Annotated in this window: 17 protein-coding genes; 8 read left to right on the top strand and 9 right to left on the bottom strand. The window is 68.2% G+C overall.

Translation table 11 applies throughout. From position 1 onward, the window contains the following. Positions 1–12: 12 nt before the first annotated feature. The gene (locus APZ15_RS33890) at positions 13–1032 is read right to left on the bottom strand and encodes an aldo/keto reductase (protein ID WP_027792095.1); all 1020 of its coding nucleotides are present in this window, start codon (positions 1030–1032) and stop codon (positions 13–15) included. Between the two features lie 101 nt (positions 1033–1133). Here APZ15_RS33890 and APZ15_RS33885 point away from each other — a divergent pair, with 101 nt between their 5' ends. After that, complete coding sequence (locus APZ15_RS33885) at positions 1134–2045, top strand: LysR family transcriptional regulator (RefSeq protein WP_021160208.1); 912 nt, start codon at positions 1134–1136, stop codon at positions 2043–2045. Between the two features lie 163 nt (positions 2046–2208). On the opposite strand, the gene APZ15_RS33880 is transcribed toward APZ15_RS33885, so the two are convergent. Continuing rightward, positions 2209–2625: an SRPBCC family protein gene (locus APZ15_RS33880; RefSeq protein WP_027792096.1), complete on the bottom strand. Its 417-nt coding sequence runs from the start codon at positions 2623–2625 to the stop codon at positions 2209–2211. 29 nt (positions 2626–2654) lie between these two features. Next, on the bottom strand, positions 2655–3674 hold the full coding sequence (locus tag APZ15_RS33875) for an aldo/keto reductase (RefSeq protein WP_027792097.1): 1020 nt from the start codon (positions 3672–3674) through the stop codon (positions 2655–2657). A gap of 321 nt (positions 3675–3995) precedes the next feature. On the opposite strand from APZ15_RS33875, the gene APZ15_RS33870 reads away from it, so the two are divergent. The 4 genes from APZ15_RS33870 to APZ15_RS33855 all read left to right on the top strand — a co-directional run bounded on the left by APZ15_RS33870 (position 3996) and on the right by APZ15_RS33855 (position 10412). Beyond that, on the top strand, positions 3996–4340 hold the full coding sequence (locus APZ15_RS33870; protein ID WP_021160205.1) for a DUF4148 domain-containing protein: 345 nt from the start codon (positions 3996–3998) through the stop codon (positions 4338–4340). A 293-nt stretch (positions 4341–4633) separates the two neighbouring features. Further along, positions 4634–5833 carry an efflux RND transporter periplasmic adaptor subunit gene (locus APZ15_RS33865; RefSeq protein ID WP_027792099.1) on the top strand — a complete coding sequence of 400 codons (1200 nt, stop codon included), beginning with the start codon at positions 4634–4636 and terminating at the stop codon, positions 5831–5833. Then, positions 5830–9021, top strand: coding sequence for an efflux RND transporter permease subunit (locus tag APZ15_RS33860; protein WP_027792100.1), 3192 nt, complete (start codon positions 5830–5832; stop codon positions 9019–9021). Before APZ15_RS33865 ends, APZ15_RS33860 begins: the two co-directional genes overlap by 4 nt. Next, entirely contained in the window at positions 9018–10412 is a 1395-nt protein-coding gene (locus APZ15_RS33855; protein ID WP_027792101.1) for an efflux transporter outer membrane subunit, read from the top strand. Before APZ15_RS33860 ends, APZ15_RS33855 begins: the two co-directional genes overlap by 4 nt. A 122-nt stretch (positions 10413–10534) precedes the next feature. Here the strand turns inward: APZ15_RS33855 and APZ15_RS33850 are convergent, their stop codons facing one another. The 3 genes from APZ15_RS33850 to APZ15_RS33840 all read right to left on the bottom strand — a co-directional run bounded on the left by APZ15_RS33850 (position 10535) and on the right by APZ15_RS33840 (position 13356). Then, positions 10535–11437, bottom strand: coding sequence for a LysR substrate-binding domain-containing protein (locus tag APZ15_RS33850; protein WP_027792102.1), 903 nt, complete (start codon positions 11435–11437; stop codon positions 10535–10537). 205 nt (positions 11438–11642) lie between these two features. After that, positions 11643–12554, bottom strand: coding sequence for an NAD-dependent epimerase/dehydratase family protein (locus tag APZ15_RS33845; RefSeq protein WP_080981929.1), 912 nt, complete (start codon positions 12552–12554; stop codon positions 11643–11645). 139 nt (positions 12555–12693) lie between these two features. After that, positions 12694–13356, bottom strand: a complete 663-nt coding sequence (locus APZ15_RS33840) for an ankyrin repeat domain-containing protein (RefSeq protein ID WP_027792104.1) — start codon at positions 13354–13356, stop codon at positions 12694–12696. 244 nt (positions 13357–13600) lie between these two features. Between APZ15_RS33840 and APZ15_RS33835 the strand changes: the two genes are divergently transcribed. Continuing rightward, positions 13601–13972: a cupin domain-containing protein gene (locus tag APZ15_RS33835; RefSeq protein WP_049096504.1), complete on the top strand. Its 372-nt coding sequence runs from the start codon at positions 13601–13603 to the stop codon at positions 13970–13972. Positions 13973–14146: 174 nt separating this feature from the next. Here APZ15_RS33835 and ampC read toward each other — a convergent pair whose 3' ends face one another. From ampC to APZ15_RS33820, 3 genes are all read right to left on the bottom strand, one after another. Further along, a complete protein-coding gene (ampC, locus tag APZ15_RS33830; RefSeq protein ID WP_027792106.1) occupies positions 14147–15316 on the bottom strand; it encodes a class C beta-lactamase in 1170 nt (389 codons plus the stop codon). Between the two features lie 321 nt (positions 15317–15637). Continuing rightward, on the bottom strand, positions 15638–16450 hold the full coding sequence (locus tag APZ15_RS33825; RefSeq protein ID WP_027792107.1) for an alpha/beta fold hydrolase: 813 nt from the start codon (positions 16448–16450) through the stop codon (positions 15638–15640). A gap of 70 nt (positions 16451–16520) precedes the next feature. After that, positions 16521–16991, bottom strand: coding sequence for a hypothetical protein (locus tag APZ15_RS33820; protein WP_027792108.1), 471 nt, complete (start codon positions 16989–16991; stop codon positions 16521–16523). Positions 16992–17393: 402 nt separating this feature from the next. On the opposite strand from APZ15_RS33820, the gene APZ15_RS42565 reads away from it, so the two are divergent. Then, on the top strand, positions 17394–17528 hold the full coding sequence (locus tag APZ15_RS42565) for a hypothetical protein (RefSeq protein WP_006767081.1): 135 nt from the start codon (positions 17394–17396) through the stop codon (positions 17526–17528). 111 nt (positions 17529–17639) lie between these two features. Beyond that, positions 17640–18416: a class I SAM-dependent methyltransferase gene (locus APZ15_RS33815; RefSeq protein ID WP_027792109.1), complete on the top strand. Its 777-nt coding sequence runs from the start codon at positions 17640–17642 to the stop codon at positions 18414–18416. The last annotated feature ends 70 nt before the right edge of the window (positions 18417–18486 follow it).

Genomic DNA, 18486 nt, shown 5'->3' with positions numbered 1-18486 from the left:
CGTGTCCGGCGATCAGCGATCGATCGGCAGCGGTGCATCGGCCGCGACGAGCTGCTGCTCGCGCATCTCGCGCCAGAAATCGGCGGGGATATCGAACGTCAGTGCCGCTGAATCTTCCGCGATCCGCTCGGGCCGGCTCGCGCCCGGAATCACCGCGGCCGTCGCCGGATGCGCGAGCACGAACTGCAGCGCGGCCGCCTTGACCGGCACGTCGTAGCGCGCCGCGATCGCGCGGATGCGCTCGACCTTCGCGACGATGTCGGGCGGCGCCTTCCGGTATTCGAAGTGCGCGCCGCCGACGAGCACCCCAGAACTGTACGGGCCGCCGACGACGATCCCGACGTTGCGGGCCGCAGCCGCCGGCATCACGCGCTGCAGCGCGCGTTCGTGATCGAGCAGCGTGTAGCGGCCGGCCAGCAGCATGCCGTCCGGTTGCGGTTCGGCCAGATCCAGCACCAGTTCGATCGGCTCGACGCGGTTCACGCCGAGGCCCCACGCACCGATCACGCCTTCTTCGCGCAGCTTGCCCAGCACGCGGAACGCGCCCTTGCGCGCGGCCTCGAACTGCGCGAGCCATTCGTCGCCATGGATGTCCTGCGCGATGTCGTGCACCCAGACGATGTCGAGGCGGTCGGTGCGCAGGCGCTTCAGGCTGTCCTCGATCGAGCGCAGCGTCGCGTCGGCCGAGTAGTCGCTCACCAGCCGGTTCGCGCGGCCATGCGCGAAGATCCCGCTCTTTTCGCCGTAGTCGCGCGTCTTCGCGTCTTCCATTTCGTCGAGCACGATGCGGCCGACCTTCGTGCTGATGACGTAGTCGTCACGGCGACGGCCGGCGAGCGCGTAGCCGAGGCGCGCTTCGGCCAGGCCGGCGCCGTACGACGGCGCGGTATCGAAGTAGCGGATACCGCGCGCCCACGCGGCTTCGACGGTGGCGATCGCTTCTTCGTCGGGAATGTCGCGGAACATGTTGCCGAGCGGCGCCGCGCCGAAACCGAGCCGGTTGTCGGCCGGCAGCGTGTCTTTGAGACTCATCAGTTGCTCCGGGTCTGACAGGAAAGTGAACCCAGTCTAGGTTGCACACATAAGTCTGTCCAAGACATAATTCGTCAAACTTGAGTCCCAGAAGGTCTTATATGCTCGACATCCGCCAGCTTCAGTATTTCATCGCGGTCGCGGAAGAGGAACACGTCGGCCGCGCGGCCGAACGCCTGCACATTTCGCAATCGCCGCTCAGCCGCCAGATCGCGCAGCTCGAGGAAAAGCTCGGGCTGACGCTGTTCGAACGCAGCCAGCAGCGCATTCGTCTGACGCGTGACGGCCGCACGTTCCTCAGCGAAACCCACGCGTTCCTGCGTCACGCGAACCGGCTCGAATCGCTCGCGCGCCGGCTCGGCCGCGGCGACGAAGGCGGCCTGTGCATCGGCTACCTCGAAACGGCCACGCACTCGGGCGTGCTGCCGCGTGCGCTGAAGACGCTGCGTGCCGATCGCCCGTCCGTTCACATCGCTCTGTATAACTATCAATCCGCCGCGCAGCTCGAAGGCTTGCGCGAACGCAGCCTCGACATCGCGCTCGTCACCGAGCCGCCTGCACCTGACGACCCCGAACTCGATTCGATGCGGGTGCTGAACGATCCGATGCTGCTCGCGATGCCCGACGGGCACCCGCTCGCGAAGAAGAAGACGCTCGTCGCCGACGATCTCGCCGCGCAGGCGTGGATCGGCGTCACGCAGCACGAAAGCGCGCCGCGTCACGGCGCGTTCGTCGCGGCGTGCGCGAAGGCCGGCTTTTCGCCGGACATTTCGGTGGAAGCGACCGAGCCGCTCGCGGCGCTCGGCCTCGTCGCCGCCGGGCTCGGCGTGACGATGATCCAGCAGAGCCTGCGTCACCAGGTGCCGGAAGGCGTCGTGCTGCGCGAGCTGCCGTGGTTCAGTTACCGCACGCCGCTGTGGGCCGCGTGGCACAAGGTCAACCTGCGGCCGCTGGTCGGCATCTTCCGCGAAATCCTGACCGGCGAAGAGGTCGTCGCGGTGGCTGGAAAGTAACGCTGCGGATGGCCGGGGGGCCTGCACATCGGTGCGGTCGCGCATGCGAAGCAAACATGCCAACGCCTTCGACACGAGCCTGAACCCGCGACGAAGGCGCCGACGGAGCCCGATATCGCCGGGCTCCTGCTCACGCGATGCGATGCGTCGAGTCGCGCTGCCGTCAGGCCGCCGCGAACCGCTTCGCCAGTTCCGCGAGGCCGTCTTCGTAGATCCCGCGGAACAGCTTGACGGTGTCGTCGTCGGTCGCGCCGTGCGGCGTGAACGTGCCCGACCATTCGACAGTCGACGCGTTCGGGCCGTTTTCGCGCACGCGCAGCGTCGAGCGATAGTTCACGACCGGGAACGGCGCTTCGAGGATCGCGTACGTGTAGCTGCGTTGCGCTTCGTCGAACGCGACCAGCCGCTCGACGATCGCCTCGCCGGCCGGGTTCGCGAGACGCCGCACGCGCCCGCCTTCGCTCAGCTCGCTGGCCGGAATGTACGACAGCCAGTCGGGCAGCGACCCGAAGCCGCCGATCAGTTGCCAGACCGTCCCGGCCGAAGCCGGGAGTTCGATGCTTGCATTGGCCTGTGCCATGTCATCACCTTTCAGGATCGACGTCAGGATTAGCGATCGATCGGCAACGGCGCGTTGGCCGCGATCAGACCTTGTTCACGCATTTCGCGCCAGAAGTCGGCCGGGATCACCACGTTCAGCGCTGCCTGGTCTTCCGCGATCCGCTCCGGACGGCTCGCGCCCGGAATCACCGCGACGGTGGCCGGATGCGACATCGAGAACTGCAGCGCGGCGGCCTTGATCGGCACGTCGTAGCGCGTGGCGATCGCCTTGATCCGCTCGACCTTCGCGAGAATGTCCGGCGAAGCCTTCTGGTATTCGAAATGCGTGCCGCCCGCGAGCACGCCCGAGCTGTACGGGCCGCCGACGACGATCCCGACGTTCTGCGCGGCAGCCGCCGGCATCACGCGCTGCAGCGCGCGCTCGTGATCGAGCAGCGTATAGCGGCCGGCCAGCAGCATGCCGTCCGGTTGCGGTTCGGCGAGGTCCAGCACCAGTTCGATCGGCTCGACGCGGTTCACGCCGAGACCCCATGCCTTGATCACGCCTTCTTCGCGCAGCTTGCTCAGCACGCGGAACGCACCCTTGCGCGCGACTTCGAACTGCGCGAGCCATTCGTCGCCGTAGAAGTCCTGCGCGATGTCGTGCACCCAGACGATGTCGAGGCGGTCGGTGCGCAGGCGCTTCAGGCTGTCCTCGATCGAACGCAGCGTCGCGTCGGCCGTGTAGTCGTTGACGATGCGGTTCGGCCGGCCGTGTTCGAACAGGCCGCCCTTTTCGCCGAGATCACGCGCCGACACGTCTTCGATTTCGTCGAGGATCACGCGGCCAACCTTGGTGCTCAGGACATATTCGTCGCGCGGGTGGTTCGCCAGCGCATCGCCGAGGCGGATTTCCGCCAGGCCGGCGCCATAGAACGGAGCCGAATCGAAATAACGGATGCCGTGTTGCCATGCCGCTTCGACGGTGGCCGCGGCTTCCGCGTCGGGGATGTTGCGGAACATGTTGCCGAGCGGGGCCGTACCGAAACCAAGGATCTTGTTACCGGGCAGCTTGTCTTTGAGACTCATGATTTTCTCCAGGGAATGAGGGAAAGCGGGTTCAGTCTAGGTACGTCGGTTAAGTCTGTCCAAGACGGAATTCGACACACTTGAGTCCCCGGAGGTCTGAATGGCCGTTTCAAGGCCTGCCTCGATGCCCCGCCCCGATACCCCGTTCCGGCAGGACGCCCGACCGGCAAGGCTTTCGACCGAATCCGCACCCGATTCGTGATTCCAGATCAAAAATCATTTGGGCCGGCAGCCGTTTTTCCCGGGCGCCGCGATACCTATATTGGCTGCACTCGCAACGACATCGACGTGGTTGCGGTTCACTCGACCCGACAGGTACCCATGATGAAAACGCTGATTTCTTCCACGCTTGCCGCACTGATCCTTTCCGCACCGGCGCTGTCGTTCGCGCAGCAGGCCGACCATCAACTGACCCGCGCCGAAGTGAAGGCCGAAATGGCGCGCCTCGCGGCCGTCGGCTACACCCCGGCGCTGGACCACAACCAGTATCCGGTCGCGATCCTCGCCGCCGAAAAGCGCGTGCGGGAAAACGCCGTCGCACACAATGCGCCGGGCACCGCACCGGCCGCCGCGACGTCCGGTTACGGCAGCGAAGCGCGCACCGCCGGCGAATCCGGCCGCGTGACGACGATCAACGGCCGCGACTCGATCTATCGCGGTCATTGAGCCGCGCCGACGCGCAAGAGCGCCCGCCTCCCGATACGCGCCACCGCTCGTCCCGCCCTTCCGCATGGCCGGCCCGAATCGCCTGAACAGGCATTCGGGCCGCGCGTCGTCGCCGCATTTTTTCTCCCCCGCCCTGCCCCGCGAAACCCGCTCGCACATCGTCACCGCGTACGCCGATTCGTGACTGCGCAGTACAAGTTCTTATGCCGCTTCATCCGTTTATCCGCCGCGCGCCGCGCCGGATACTGCGCACCATCCGGCGCGAGGCGCCCCACTCGATATTTCGCACACGTATGAACCGATATCCAGGATTGAAGCGCATCGCGCGACCGGCCGTGCTGGCCGCCATTCCACTGGCCGCGCTCGTCGCGTTGTCCGGCTGCCGGTCGGACGACAAGGCGCCGGCCGCGACGCCGAGCGTGGTCGTCAGCGCGCCCGTCGCGCGCGACGTCAACGACGTCGACGTCTATACGGGCCGCTTCGAAGCGGTCGACACCGTCGACGTGCGCCCGCGCGTGAGCGGTTATCTCGACAAGGTCGCGTTCCAGGACGGCGCGACCGTCCGCAAGGGCGACCTGCTGTTCGTCATCGACCCGCGCCCGTATCAAGCGGCCGTCACGGCCGCGCAAGGCACGCTCGAACGCGCGCAGTCGCAACTGAAGCTGAGCCGGCAGGACTTCGAACGCGCCAGCATCCTGATCAGGACCGACACGATCGCGCAGAGCCTCTACGACCAGCGCAGGCAGGCCGTGCAAAGTGCGCAGGCCGAGGTGACGAGCGCGCAAGGTGCGCTCGAACGCGCGCGGCTCGACCTGTCGTTCACGCGCATCGTCGCGCCGATGTCCGGCCGCATCAGCCGCAAGCGCGTCAGCGAGGGCAACCTCGTGAAAGGTGGCGACAGCGACGCGACCGTGCTGACGACGATCGTGTCGCAGGACCCGATCGACATCTACTTCGATGTCGACGAGGAAAGCTACCTGCGCTATACGCGCGAGGCGCAAAAAAGCGGCGGCAGCGCGTCGTCGCGGCAGGTCGCGATCGCGCTGCCGGGCGATGCGCAGCCGTCGCTGACGGGCACGATGGATTTCGTCGACAACCGCCTCGACGACTCGACCGGCACGCTGCGGCAACGCGCGCGCGTCGCGAATCCGGACCGGCGCCTGAGCCCCGGCCAGTTCGGCCGCGTCTATCTGTCGAGCCGCGTCGCGCATCACGCGCTGCTCGTGCCGGATGCGGCCGTCGCGACCGATGCGACGCGCCGCGTGCTGTATTTCGTCGATGCGAACGGCACCGTCGCGATTCGCCCCGTGACGCCCGGCCGCCTGTACGGCAACCTGCGCGAGATCGACGCAGGGCTGAACGCGGGCGACCGCGTGATCGTCGACGGCTTCCAGCGCGTGCAGGCCGGCGACAAGGTCAAGGCCGTGCCGCGCGCGATCGAAGCCGCCACGTTGGCCCGCGCGGCGAGCGGCACGACCGGGAGCGCGCAATGAACCTCGGCCGTCTGTCCGTCCAGCAACCGGTGCTCGCGATCGTCCTGTCCATCGTGCTGACCATCGCCGGTGCGCTGGCCTATTTCTCGCTCGCGGTGTCCGAGTATCCGGACATCGCGCCGCCGACCGTCGTGATCCAGGCGACCTATCCGGGCGCGTCCGCGGAAACGGTGTCGCAAACGGTGTCGACGCCGATCGAACTCGAAGTGAACGGCGTGGAAGACATGCTGTACATGTACAGCCAGGCGACGTCCGACGGCAGCCTGAACATCACCGTGACGTTCAAGCCCGGCACCGACGTCGACAAGGCGCAGGTGCTCGTGCAGAACCGCGTCGCGCTCGCGACGCCGCGCCTGCCCGAGCCCGTGCAGCGCAGCGGCGTATCGGTGCGCAAGTCGTCGCCGACGCAGCTCGGCACGATCTTCCTGTACTCGCCGGACCAGCGCTACGATCCGCTGTACGTGTCGAACTACGCGATCCGCAACGTCGCGGACGTGCTGAAGCGGATCGAAGGCGTCGGCGACATCAACCCGCTCGGCGCGCGCGAATACTCGATGCGCATCTGGCTCGATCCCGAGCGCGTCGCGTCGTTCGGCCTGAGCCCCGGCGACCTGATCGCCGCGGTGCGGGCGCAGAACACGCAGCTCGCGGGCGGCGTGGTCGCGCAGGCGCCGATCACGAACCAGGCGTTCCAGCCGAACCTGATCTTCGAAGGGCGGCTCAAGCGTCCCGAAGATTTCAGCGACATCGTCGTCAAGCAGGGCAAGGACGGGCGGCTCGTGCGGCTGAAGGATGTCGCGCGCGTCGAGGTCGGCGCACTCGCGTATGCGACCGACAGCTACATGCTGCGCCACCCGACGATCGCGTTGCAGGTGCTGCAGCAGCCCGGCGCGAACGCGGTCGCGACGATGGATGCGGTCGAGAAGAAGATGGCCGAACTGGCCAGGGACTTCCCGAAGGGCATCGTCTACAACATCGGCTACAACCCGACCGCCTTCATCGGCGACAGCATCCACGAACTCGTCAAGACCATCTACGAAGCCGTCGTGCTCGTCGTGTTCGTCGTGCTGCTGTTCCTGCAGGGCTGGCGGCCGTCGATCATCCCGATCCTGTCGATTCCGGTGTCGCTCGTCGGCACGTTCGCGGCGATGGCCGCGCTCGGCTACTCGATCAACAACCTGACGCTGTTCGGCCTCGTGCTCGCGGTGGGGATCGTCGTCGACAACGCGATCGTCGTGGTCGAGAACGTCGAGCGGCACCTGTCGGCCGGCGCCGGGCCGCGCGACGCGACGCTGCTGACGATGAAGGAAGTCGGCGGCGCGCTGTTCGCGATCACGCTCGTGCTGTGCGCGGTGTTCGTGCCGACCTCGTTCATTCCGGGCATCTCGGGCCAGTTCTTCCGCCAGTTCGGCGTGACGATCGCCGTGTCGACCGCGATCTCGTTCTTCACGTCGGTGACGCTCGCGCCCGCACTCTCCGCGATGATGCTGAAAGCGCACGCCCGCGATCACGACGTGCCCGCTCCGGCGTCGCGCATGGCCGCGCCGTTCGCGCCGGCGATGCGCGTCGCGCGGCGCATCTCGAACGCGTTCAACCGCGTGTTCCAGCGCCTGTCCGATGCGTATGGCCGGCTCGTCAGGAAGGTCGTGCGGATCATCCCGGCGATGGGCGTGCTGTACGTGGTGCTGATCGCCGCGACCGGCTACCTGCTCGTGTCGAGCCCGAAGGGCTTCATTCCCGCGCAGGACCGCGGCTACCTCGTCGTGCTCGTGCGGATGCCCGACGGCGCGACGCTCGAACGCACGAGCGCCGTCGCACGCAAGATCGAGGACATCGCGCTGTCGGTGCCCGGTGTCGCACGCGTGCCGGTGTTCTCCGGCGTGAACGCGGCGACCGGCACGAACTCGGCGAACAGCGCCGGCCTGTTCCCGGTGTTCCAGCCCTGGCCCGAACGCAAGGCGCGCGGCCTGACGATCGACACGATTGCCGCCGAGATGCGCAAGCGGCTCGCGGCCGTCACCGAGGCGTCGATCGTCGTCGCGATGCCGCCGCCGGTGCAGGGCCTCGGCAGCACGGGCGGTTTCGCGATGCGGCTCGAAGACCGCAACGGCCTCGGCACCGCCGCGCTCGCGAAGGCGACGCAGGATCTGGTGGCGGCCGCGAACCGCACGCCCGGCATGGTCGGCGTCTATACGCCCTACTCCGCGACGAGCCCGCAGGTGCACGTCGAGCTCGACCGCGAGAAGGCCGAGATGCTCGGCGTGCCGAGCCAGGCCATCAACGACGCGGTCGAGACGTATTTCGGCTCGACCTACATCAACGACTTCAACATCGTCGGGCGCACCTATCGCGTGACCGCGCAGGCCGACCTGCCGTTCCGCGTCGGCGCTTCCGATCTCGCGCGGCTGAAGGTGCGCAACCGCGACGGCGAGATGGTGCCGATCGGCAGCGTCACGCGCATCGACGACACGCTCGGCGTCGATCGCGCGCCGCGCTACAACCTGTATCCGGCCACCGAGATCAACGGCGATACGGCACCGGGCCTCGGTTCCGGCTTCGCGATCAAGACGATGGAATCGCTCGCGAAACAGGTGCTGCCGCCCGGCATTTCGTTCGAATGGACCGATCTGTCGTATCAGCAGACCACGGCCGGCAACACGGGGCTGCTCGTGTTCCCGCTGTGCGTGCTGCTCGTCTACCTGGTGCTCGCCGCGCAGTACGGCAGCTGGAGCCTGCCCGTGTCGATCCTGCTGATCGTGCCGATGTGCCTGCTCGCCGCATCGCTCGGCGTGCGCGCGCTCGGCCAGGACGTGAACATCCTCACGCAGATCGGCTTCATCGTGCTGGTCGGGCTCGCCGCGAAAAACGCGATCCTGATCGTCGAGGTCGCGCGGCAGCTGGAGGCCGACGGCACCGAACTCGTCGAGGCCGTCGTCGAAGCCTGCGTGCAGCGGCTGCGCCCGATCGTGATGACGTCGCTCGCGTTCATCCTCGGCGTGCTGCCGCTCGTGATCTCCGACGGCGCCGGCGCGGAAATGCGCCAGGCGGTCGGCGCGGCCGTGTTCTTCGGGATGATCGGCGTGACGTTCTTCGGGCTGCTGTTTACGCCCGTGTTCTATGTGATGGTTCGCCGGCTCGCGTTGCGCAAGGCCGCTGTCGCGACCATCGCGACGGAGGTGGTGCAATGAAGTTCGTTCGACTCGTGGCCGCGCTGTCCGCGGCGGCCGTCCTGACCGCGTGCACGAGCGCGCCGGTCGCCACCGTCACGCCGCCGCCGCTGGCCGCGACCTATGCGAACGCGGATCTCGCGGCCGGCGGCCCGGCCGCCGACACCGGCGCGTGGTGGCACGCTTTCCACGACCCGATCCTCGACGGGCTGGTCGACACGGCGCTCGCGAACAACCTCGACCTGCAGGCCGCAGTCGCACGCATCGACGCGGCGCGCGCGGTGCGGATCGGCGCGGCGTCGCAGTGGTTCCCTTCGGTCGACCTGAACGCGGGCGCCGGCCGCCAGCGGCTCTCCGCCTCGCAGGCATTCCCGACCGATACGCCGACGACCGGCAACGCGTTCGACCTGAATGCGAGCCTCGCGTGGGAAATCGACATCTTCGGGCGCATCCGCCAGGGCGTGTCGGCCGCCGACGCGGATATCGCGTCCGCGCAGAACGATGCGGCGGCCGTGCGGATCGCGACGATCGACGAAACCGTGCGCACCTACGTGACGGTGCGCGGGCTCGAGCAGCGGCTCGCGCTGGTCGAGGCCAACGCGTTGAGCCAGCGCAGCACCGAGGAATCGACGCGGCGCCTGTTCGACGCGGGCGTCGTGCCGGTGGCCGACGTGGACCGTGCCGCCGCGCAGACGGAAACGACGCTGGCCGAGCTGCCCGCGCTGCAACTTCAGCGGCAGGCCGCGATCCACCGGCTGTCGATCATCACCGCGTCCACGCCGCAGGCCATCTACGCGCGCGTCGATCCGCCCGCGCCGGAACCGGTGTGGACGGCCGCCGCGCCGGGCGTCGGCACGCCGGCCGACTTGCTGCGCCGCCGGCCCGACGTGCGCGCGGCCGAGGCGCGCGTTGTCGCCGCCTATGCACGGATCGGCGTGGCGGAGGCCGACCTGAAGCCGCACCTGCAACTGATCGGCGTGATCGGTGCGGCGATCGACGGCTTCTCGGGCGCGACGCTCGCGCGGTCGCTCGCCTGGATGGCCGGCGCCGGCGCGAGCGCGCCGCTGTTCGACGGCGGGCGCCGGCGCAGCGTCGTCGCGTTGCGCCGCGCGCAGGCCGCGCAGGCGGTCGCCGCGTATCGCTCGACGGTGCTGACGGCCGTCGGCGACGTCGAGACGTCGATCGCCGCCACCGCCCGCGATCACAGCCGGACCGAGCGCCTCGAACGCGCGGTGTCGAACGCGCGCGGCGCTTATACGCAGATCAACCGGTCGTGGCGCAGCGGCGAATCGGCGTTCATCGATACGCTGGAGGTGCAGCGTTCGCTGCTCGCGGCCGAGGATTCGCTCGCGCAGGCGCGCACCGAGGAAATGCTCGGCCGGGTCAGGCTGATGACTGCGCTGGGGCAGTAAGCGCGCGGTTCAGGTGCGACCGCTGCCGCGCATCGGTCGATACGCAAAGGGCGGCGGGTTCGATGTGATTCGAACCCGCCGCCCTTTTGCATCTTGCGTGGCCAGCTGCGTGCGGTACCGGCTCAGTCGATGTCGCCGCCTTCCTTCAACTGCGCGCTCAAGTAGTCGAGAAAACTGACGATGCGCGACGACAGCGTCGCGTTCCGATAGAACACCGCGTGAATCGGCTGGCGGAACTCGACGGTATCGTCGACGAGCAGTTCGACGAGGCTGCCGTCGCGGCGATGCGTGCCCGTCATGTAGTCGGCCAGGCACACGATGCCGGCGCCACTGAGCGCGAGCGTCAGCAGCGTCTCGCCGCTCGACGCCTGCAGCGCCGGATGAATCCGGTACACGCCGCCGTCGGCGGTATGCAACGGCCAGTGGTTCAGCGTTTCCGGCTGCACGAAGCCGAGCAGCGCATGGTTCGCGAGATCGGCGACGCTCGTCGGCACGCCGGCTTTCTCCAGATAGGCCGGGCTCGCCAGGATGCGCAGCCGGCTGCTGCCGAGCCGGCGCGCATGCAGCGTCGAATCGCGCAGCTCGCCGATCCGGATCGCCACGTCGGTGCGCTGTTCGAGCAGGTCGATGATCTCGTCGCTCGTATGGAGTTCGGCCGTGATCGCCGGATAGGCTTCGCGGAAGCCGGGCATCATCGGCGCGATCACGTGCTGCATGAACGGCATCGCCGCGTTGATCCGCAAGCGCCCGGACGGCGTCTCGCGCTGGCTGACGATCTGTTCCTCGGCAAACTCGACCGACGCGATGATGTCGCGCGCGTAGTCGAGAAAAAGCTTGCCCTCGTCGGTCAATTCGAGGCGGCGCGTCGTGCGGCGGATCAGCGTCGTGTCGAGCTTCTCCTCGAGGCGCCGCAGGATCCGGCTCATCACCGAGGTCGGCTGGTGCAGCTTGTCGGCCGCACCCGTCAGCGAACCGGTATCGGCGATGGTCACGAACGCGAGCATCTCGTCCAGGGTCGTCTTCATGGTCGGCAGTCTTCCGCAGTTTCAGAAACCGCCACGATAGTGCCGCCGCGCCGCTTTGATAAGCCGGCGCGCGCGCGAATCACAGTTGATTTCGATTCAATGATTCGCGGCGACTATTGTCCGAACAATCCGGCACGAAGCGGGAGGCCGCATACGCAAACGCGCCCGGGCGGGCGCGCTTTTCGTCAGACAAGGCAACGCCGTGTCAGGCCGCGACGGGCATCTCGTCGCGAATCCAGTCGAGCATCGCGCCGTGCGTCGGCGCCCACCCGAGTTCCTGCCGCGCGCGCAACGCCTTCACGCGGCTGTTCGACGCGAGCGAGTCATGCGCGCGCGAATGGCCGAGCGCCTGCGCCGCATCCGCGATATCCCATTCGACGATGGACGGCAAGCCGAGCCGCTCGCCGAGCGCATGGCCGATTTCCGCGAACGACGCTTCGCCGTTTTCCGCGAAGTAGAACGCACCGGGCGGCGCGGCATCGATCGCGCGCAGATACAGATCGGCGACATCGTCGACGTGCACGTTCGACCAGCGGTTCAGCCCCTTGCCGATCACGCGCACCGCGCAGGCATCGCGCGCGATCGCCGCGAGCAGCGGCAGTTGCGCGCTGTCGCGGCGGATGCCGAGGCCGTCGCCGTAGATCATGCTGTTGCAGATCACGGCCGAGCGGATGCCGAGGTTGGCCGACGACATCACGAGCCGGTCGATCGCGCGGCGCTCGGCCTTCGCGGGTTTGACGACGGGCGTCGTCTCGTCGAATACGGGGGCATCGCCATGCGCGCCCTGTGCGTCGTCCGCGATCACGCTGGTGCCGCTCGTATGCACGAACGTCTTGCCCGAGCCGCTCAGCGCGCCGATGATCGCCTCGACGGCCTCGCGGTGATCGCTGCTCGCCGCGTTGACGACGCAGTCCGCGTCGCGCGCGAACGCTTGCAGCAGCGCCGAGTCGTCGAGCGTGCCGACGACCGGCATGATGCCGGCCGCCGCGAGTTTCGCGGCGTTGTCGCCGTCGCGCGTCAAGCCGGTGACGACGTGCCCCGCCGAGACGAGCCGCGCGGCCACCGAGCCGCCGATGTAGCCGCTCGCGCCCGTCACGAATATCCTGATGCCTTTCATCTGCTGCTCCGAGAGCGAGACAGCCGGTACGGCAGACGTCTCGCGAAATGTCGTGCGTCGCAGTATCGGCGGCCGGCGTTGCACGCGGAAGGGCGGCGTCGCGAAAACAGTTTTGAGCGCAACGGGATGATCGGCCGCGTCAGACGAACCCCTCGTCGACCAGCGTGCAGCCGTCCGCGGTGATCTCGTGCCGCTGGCCCGAGCCGCCGGCCACGCGGCTCCAGCTTTCGGACACGAGCATCGCCGCATCGCCGTCCGTGTGCAGCGCATAGCCGAATCCGCCATACATGCCCGGCACCGCGAACCACATGCGTTCGGCCTGCGCGTCGAATTCGAGTAGCGGCTCGAGCTCGGGCAGGCGCAGCGCGTCGACGCGCAAATGTGCGATGCGGCCGAGCATCATCGCGTGGAAATGGCGCTGGATGGCGAACAGCGTGGCGTCGGGCACGAAGCGTCGCGGCTGCGGCGCCAGCAGGTCGACCAGATGCCGATGCCCGCGCCGCACGGCGATATCGACCGGGCGCTCGCCGTGGGCATCGCGCAGCATGCGCCACGCACCGAGCCGCAACAGTTGGGCGACGACCGCCTTCGGTGCGCCGCCGCGGGCGGCCTGATGCAGCGGCGCACGAAGCGACGTGCCGCCGAGCCGGTTCGCGTTGACGAGCGCACGCTCCTTCGCGACGAGCGCGAGCATCGTCGCCCAGTCGCCGTTCCTGGCCGCGTCGGCCAGCGCGTGCCGGGTCGCGACTTGCGCGTCGCCGAGCACGTCGGCGCCCGTGATGCCGTCCCATGTGATGCTCAACCGGATCTCCTCGTGTATCGCGTTCGCGTGACCGCGTCGATCGCCCATCATAAGCGTTCGTCGCGCCTGCGCGATCGCGCGGCGCTGCTTCGGGTCACGATTCCCCGGCGTCCGATCCGGCCGCTGCCCGCACAGGCGCGTCGATCTGCGATGATGTCGGACGCGAGGCCACGCATCGCGATCGCCTCGCACGGGCGCGCCGCACGCGCACCCGATCCATCCACCCCGACGAAGCATGCTCATCATGATCGACGTTTCCTCCATCACCGACGCGTTCGCCCCGAGCGGCGAGCCGACGCAGTACCGCGTATCGCCCGAGAAACTGATTTCCGGCGATCCGCTGCACACGCTCACACCCGGCTTCGCGAGTCCGTGCGGCCGCTTCTCGACCGGCATCTGGGAAAGCACGCCCGGCTGCTGGCACGTCGCATACACCGAAGCGGAATACTGCGAGATCCTCGAAGGCACGTCGGTGATCACCGACCTCGAAGGCAACCGGAAGACCCTGCGCGCCGGCCATCGTTTCGTGATTCCGCCGGGTTTTCGCGGCACGTGGGAAGTCGTCGAACGCACGCGGAAGATCTTCGTCGCGTACGACGAGCAGCCGCCCGAATGAGCGGCGAGCGGGCGCGATCGATGCGGCATTGCACGACAGGTCGACGATCCGCCAGCCGCGCGGCATCGCCGCCGTGCGCCATCGTTCGTCCGGATTCGTCGCGACCGCATCGGTCGCCTTCCCGACAGCCCGGCACGCCGGCCGTGCGGCACGACCGGCCCGCCGGCTGAAACGTTACCGCCGGCCGTCGAGCGCCCCGAGAATCCCGTACGCGGCCTTCACGCGGTCCTCGTTCGGAAAGCTGCGGTTCGCGAGCATCACGATCGCGATCCGCTTCGACGGGACGAACGCGACATAGGTGCTGAAGCCGTTGGTCGAGCCCGTCTTGTTGATCCACGTATCCGCGCTCGGCGCGAGCGGCGGCTTGATCGCGGAGGCCGGCAACCCGTCGCGCAGCATCTTCATCGAGTTGCCTTCGAGCAGCGTCGGCAGCGCGACCGGATACGGATACTGTTCCCAGATCAGGTCCTGCGTCAGCGGCCCCGCGCGGAAATAGCCGGTGTGGGTGCGTTCGAGCGCGCGCTGCAGGCGCGGCGCGGTTTCGATCAGCCCCATGTTCGCCTGCACGAAGCGCAGCAGGTCGGCCGCCGTGGTCCGCACGCCGTAGGCCGGCTGCCACAGCATGCCGCCCGTCATCCGGATCGGCTTGCCGTCCTGCGTATAACCCTGTGCGTAGTCGGCCTGACGTGCTTCCGGCACGTTGATGTACGTGTGCGTCATGCCGAGCGCGGGAAAGAGCCGCTGCTCCATCAGCACCGCGAAATCCTTGTGCATCGCCTTCGCGGTGAGCCACCCGAGCATGCCGACCGACACGTTCGAATACGTCCGGTACGTACCCGACGCATGCGCGGGCCGCCACGCGTCGAGATAGCGGATCAGGCCCGCGTCGTCGCGGATGCTGTCCGGCACCTGCACCGGCATGCCGCCCGACGTGTGCGTACCGAGATCGAGCAGCGTCACGACGCCGAACGGCTTGCCCTGCAGGGCAGGCAGGTACTTGCCGACCGGATCGGCCAGCGACAGTTCCCCGCCCTCCTGCGCGTCGGCCGCGAGCGTCGCGGTCAGCGTCTTGCTGACGGAGCCGATTTCGAACAGCGTGTCGCCGGTGACGGGCTTGCCGGTTTGCGTCGACATCACGCCGTAGTCGAACACGTAGGGCTTGCCGTCGGCGACGATGCCGACCGCCATGCCGGGAATCGCGTACTGCTTCATCAGCGGCGCGATGTGGCGGGTCACGGTGTCGTGGAGGTCGTCCGGGGTGGCGGCGGCCGCTCGGCCGGCCGTGGCGGTGACGCACGCGGCGACGAGCAGGGTCGCGGCGAAGCGTGTCGCGTTGAATCGCATGGTTGCGGTTCCTTCGATTTGCGATGGTTGCGTGGACAACAGATCCGGTCGCGCCATGCGGAAATCACAGCGGCCGGCCTGCCGAAGCAGGACTATCCGCTGTAAGCCGTCCGTCAACAATCGACGTTATGTTGATCGAGCCTAAAGAAAAACTTATGGGCTTGGCGAAGGCGTGGATGACCGCTGCCGTCGTCGCGGCGTGCTCGATGGTTTGCGGGGAACGTCGGGCGGCACCGTCAAGTGCACTGCCACGAACGCGACACGTCGGTGACGTTGCCGTACAAGCGAGTCACGGCGCTGGCAACACGAGGCTCGAGCACGTCACCCCGGCAACCGGTCCAGAAACGCCAGCATCGCCGCGTTGAACCGCGCGGGCCGCTGCAGCGGCGCGAAATGGCTCACGCCGGGCAGGATCGTCAGCGTCGCGCCCGGGATCGTACGCGCCAGGTACGCCGCATGCTCGGGCCGGATGAATTCGTCGTGCTCGCCCAGCACGATCGTGACCGGCACGGCGATCGCCGCGAGATCCTCCGCGCTGTAATCCGGTTGCGTGCGCATCATTTCGCTGACGGCCGCGACGAATGCATCGAACTCGCCCGGTGTCGCGGAAAGCGCCGCATAGTCCTTGCGATGCCGCGCGAAGCAGCGGTCGAGCAGCGGGCCCGGCACGATCTCCTTCGTGCCGCCCGGGTCCATGTTGCACGCGAAGAAGAACACGCCGGCCGCACGTTCCGGCGCGCGATCGGCCAGCACGAGCGCGATGCACGCGCCGTCGCTCCAGCCGACGAAGCGCGCACGGTCGACGTGCAGCGCATCGAGCACCGCGAGCACGTCCGACGCCATGCGTTCGTAGGAATAGGGTTGCGCGTCGCGCGTGCTGCGGCCGTGGCCGCGGCTGTCGATCACGATCGCGCGGTAGCCGGCCGCGAGCAGCGCCGGCACCTGGTTGCCCCAGTTGCCGCCGTGGCCGAGGCCGCCGTGCAGCAGCACGACCGGCGGGCCGTGGCCGAACGACGCGTGCCAGATGCGCGCGCCGTCGTGTTCGAGCCATCCTTGCTCGTCGGCCGCCGGCAGCGGCGTGCCGCCTTGCGCGTCGAAGCGGACGAGGTCGTCGTCGTCGAGTTCCGCATGCATCGTTCTGCCGTCCTGTCGAAGGAGACGTGCTTGCGATTGTAATGCGTGCGGCCGACGCGGCCGCATCCGCTCAGGCCTGCGTCGACACCAGCCCGCCTGCCGACGAGCCGCCCGTCTTCTCGACGGCCGCCGCGAGTTGCGCGATCGCGGTCGCCAGCGCCCCCGCGATCGCGCCGGCTTCCGCGCTCAGCGACTGCTGTTCGACCTCCGCGGCCGGGTCGTCCTTCGCGCGCTGCGCCGCGCTCGCCATCTGGCGCTCGATCGTGGCCAGCTGCTTCTGCAACCGGTCGATCAACGCTTTCAGCTGCGCGACCGCCGGATCGTCGGACGACGCGCCCGATGCGCCGAGCGTTTCGCCGGTGGCGCCGGTCGAACCCTGCGCACCGGACGTGCCTGTCGTACTCGCCGCACCCGTCGCGCCCGCGGCATTCGTCGCGCCATCGGTCGATGACGTCGCGGCGGGCGCGGCCGACGAAGCATTCGCGCCCGGGCTCGCGTCCGCCAGCGAGGTGCGCGTGGTCGTGGAGAAATCGATCTGCATCGTGTCGGTCCCTGTGTCGGTAAACGAATCGTGGCTGGGGGGGAATTGCCTTCCAATTCGTTTACGGCATTCGTCACACGAAACTTGAGTATCGGGGCCCGACAGATTTGGCTGAAGATCGCCGGTTTTAGTCGCGAAAGGGCCAGATTCGCGGCACCGCAGCGCTGATAAAATCGCGGCTTCGCCGGCGGAAGTCGCGCGCCCGCTGCCCCGGGGCGCGAGCGCGCAACGCCGCCGGTATCGACTCCCGCCCTTCCGGGCGCGGCACGCGACACGTGCCGACGCCGCGGTCGCGGCTGCGCGGGTCGCTTTTTCCGTTCGCCTGCGTGCCCCGCTCGCCGCTTCAAGCGGCGAACGCCGTCCGGCGCGCGCTCACTTCATCACGCATTCGAGGAACACACGATGGCCCGCATCGGCGCCTTCTGCATCACGACGTGGCTTGCCGCCGCGATTCTCTACTTCGGCCAGCACTCCGTCGCGATGATCGTGTTGAGCGGTGTCGTCGTGTTCGGCGGATTCGACCTGCTGCGTCCGTAAGCGCGCAGGGCCACGCGGCCGCGCCCGGTCGCGACGGCCGGCGCGACTGTGATAGCCTCTTCCGCACCGTCTGTCACGCGCACGCCTCGCCGGCAACCAGGAGAACGGAATTTGAATCATGGTTCGAACCGCCACCCGGCCGCCCTCGCCTGCAAGGTGTGTTCGGCCCGCGCCCCCATCTGCGGGCTGGTCGATTTCTCGCGCTGCGGCGCGGACTTCATTGCCGGGAAGAAAGTCGACCCGTTTGCGGGCGTGCCGGTCTACTACCATGCTTGCGAGCAATGCGGCTTCACGTGGGCGCCCATGTTCGACAGCTGGACCCACGACGATTTCGCGCAGCATGTCTATAACGCCGACTATGCGCGCCACGATCCCGAGTATCTCGAGGTCCGTCCGCAGCAGCATGCCGACCTGATCTGCACCAGTTTCGCGGAAATGCGGGAAGGCCGGATTCTCGATTTCGGCTCGGGGCTGGGCTTGCTGGAACGGAAACTGGCATCGCGCGGCTTCACGGACGTGACGTCGTACGATCCGTTCTCGCACCCGGTTCCGCCCGAAGGCACGTTCGACACGATCCTGTCGTTCGAGGTGTTCGAGCATCATCCGGCGCCGTTCGACCTCTTCGACCAGATCATGCGTTACCGGAAACGCGACGGCGCGCTGCTGTTCCAGACGTCGCTGATCAGCCGGGAGATCATCGAGCGCGGCATCGAGCAGTGGTGGTACTGCGTGCCGCGCAACGGGCACATCTCGTTCCACACGCCGCAGTCCCTGACGCTGCTTGCCCAACGCCACGGGCTCGAATACGGCGCGTTCAGTCCCGAGCTGCACGTCGTCTTCGATCGCGCGGCGACACCGCACTGGCTCGACAGGTTTCTCAAGCCGTAACGGCTCGCCGGCGATCAGGCATGCAACGAACGCCGCGTGCCTTCACGCGGCGCTTGCACGGCATCGCGCC

The sequence above is a fragment of the Burkholderia cepacia ATCC 25416 genome, from assembly GCF_001411495.1.
In the GTDB taxonomy this organism is placed as follows: domain Bacteria; phylum Pseudomonadota; class Gammaproteobacteria; order Burkholderiales; family Burkholderiaceae; genus Burkholderia; species Burkholderia cepacia.
This window is presented reverse-complemented; position numbering and strand designations above follow the sequence as displayed.

Bases quoted from the DNA above. Each gene is read 5' to 3' on its own strand.
- APZ15_RS33890 (WP_027792095.1), bottom strand. From the start codon at position 1,032: ATGAGTCTCAAAGACACGCTGCCGGCCGACAACCGGCTCGGTTTCGGC.
- APZ15_RS33885 (WP_021160208.1), top strand. From the start codon at position 1,134: ATGCTCGACATCCGCCAGCTTCAGTATTTCATCGCGGTCGCGGAAGAG.
- APZ15_RS33880 (WP_027792096.1), bottom strand. From the start codon at position 2,625: ATGGCACAGGCCAATGCAAGCATCGAACTCCCGGCTTCGGCCGGGACG.
- APZ15_RS33875 (WP_027792097.1), bottom strand. From the start codon at position 3,674: ATGAGTCTCAAAGACAAGCTGCCCGGTAACAAGATCCTTGGTTTCGGT.
- APZ15_RS33870 (WP_021160205.1), top strand. From the start codon at position 3,996: ATGATGAAAACGCTGATTTCTTCCACGCTTGCCGCACTGATCCTTTCC.
- APZ15_RS33865 (WP_027792099.1), top strand. From the start codon at position 4,634: ATGAACCGATATCCAGGATTGAAGCGCATCGCGCGACCGGCCGTGCTG.
- APZ15_RS33860 (WP_027792100.1), top strand. From the start codon at position 5,830: ATGAACCTCGGCCGTCTGTCCGTCCAGCAACCGGTGCTCGCGATCGTC.
- APZ15_RS33855 (WP_027792101.1), top strand. From the start codon at position 9,018: ATGAAGTTCGTTCGACTCGTGGCCGCGCTGTCCGCGGCGGCCGTCCTG.
- APZ15_RS33850 (WP_027792102.1), bottom strand. From the start codon at position 11,437: ATGAAGACGACCCTGGACGAGATGCTCGCGTTCGTGACCATCGCCGAT.
- APZ15_RS33845 (WP_080981929.1), bottom strand. From the start codon at position 12,554: ATGAAAGGCATCAGGATATTCGTGACGGGCGCGAGCGGCTACATCGGC.
- APZ15_RS33835 (WP_049096504.1), top strand. From the start codon at position 13,601: ATGATCGACGTTTCCTCCATCACCGACGCGTTCGCCCCGAGCGGCGAG.
- ampC (WP_027792106.1), bottom strand. From the start codon at position 15,316: ATGCGATTCAACGCGACACGCTTCGCCGCGACCCTGCTCGTCGCCGCG.
- APZ15_RS33825 (WP_027792107.1), bottom strand. From the start codon at position 16,450: ATGCATGCGGAACTCGACGACGACGACCTCGTCCGCTTCGACGCGCAA.
- APZ15_RS33820 (WP_027792108.1), bottom strand. From the start codon at position 16,991: ATGCAGATCGATTTCTCCACGACCACGCGCACCTCGCTGGCGGACGCG.
- APZ15_RS42565 (WP_006767081.1), top strand. From the start codon at position 17,394: ATGGCCCGCATCGGCGCCTTCTGCATCACGACGTGGCTTGCCGCCGCG.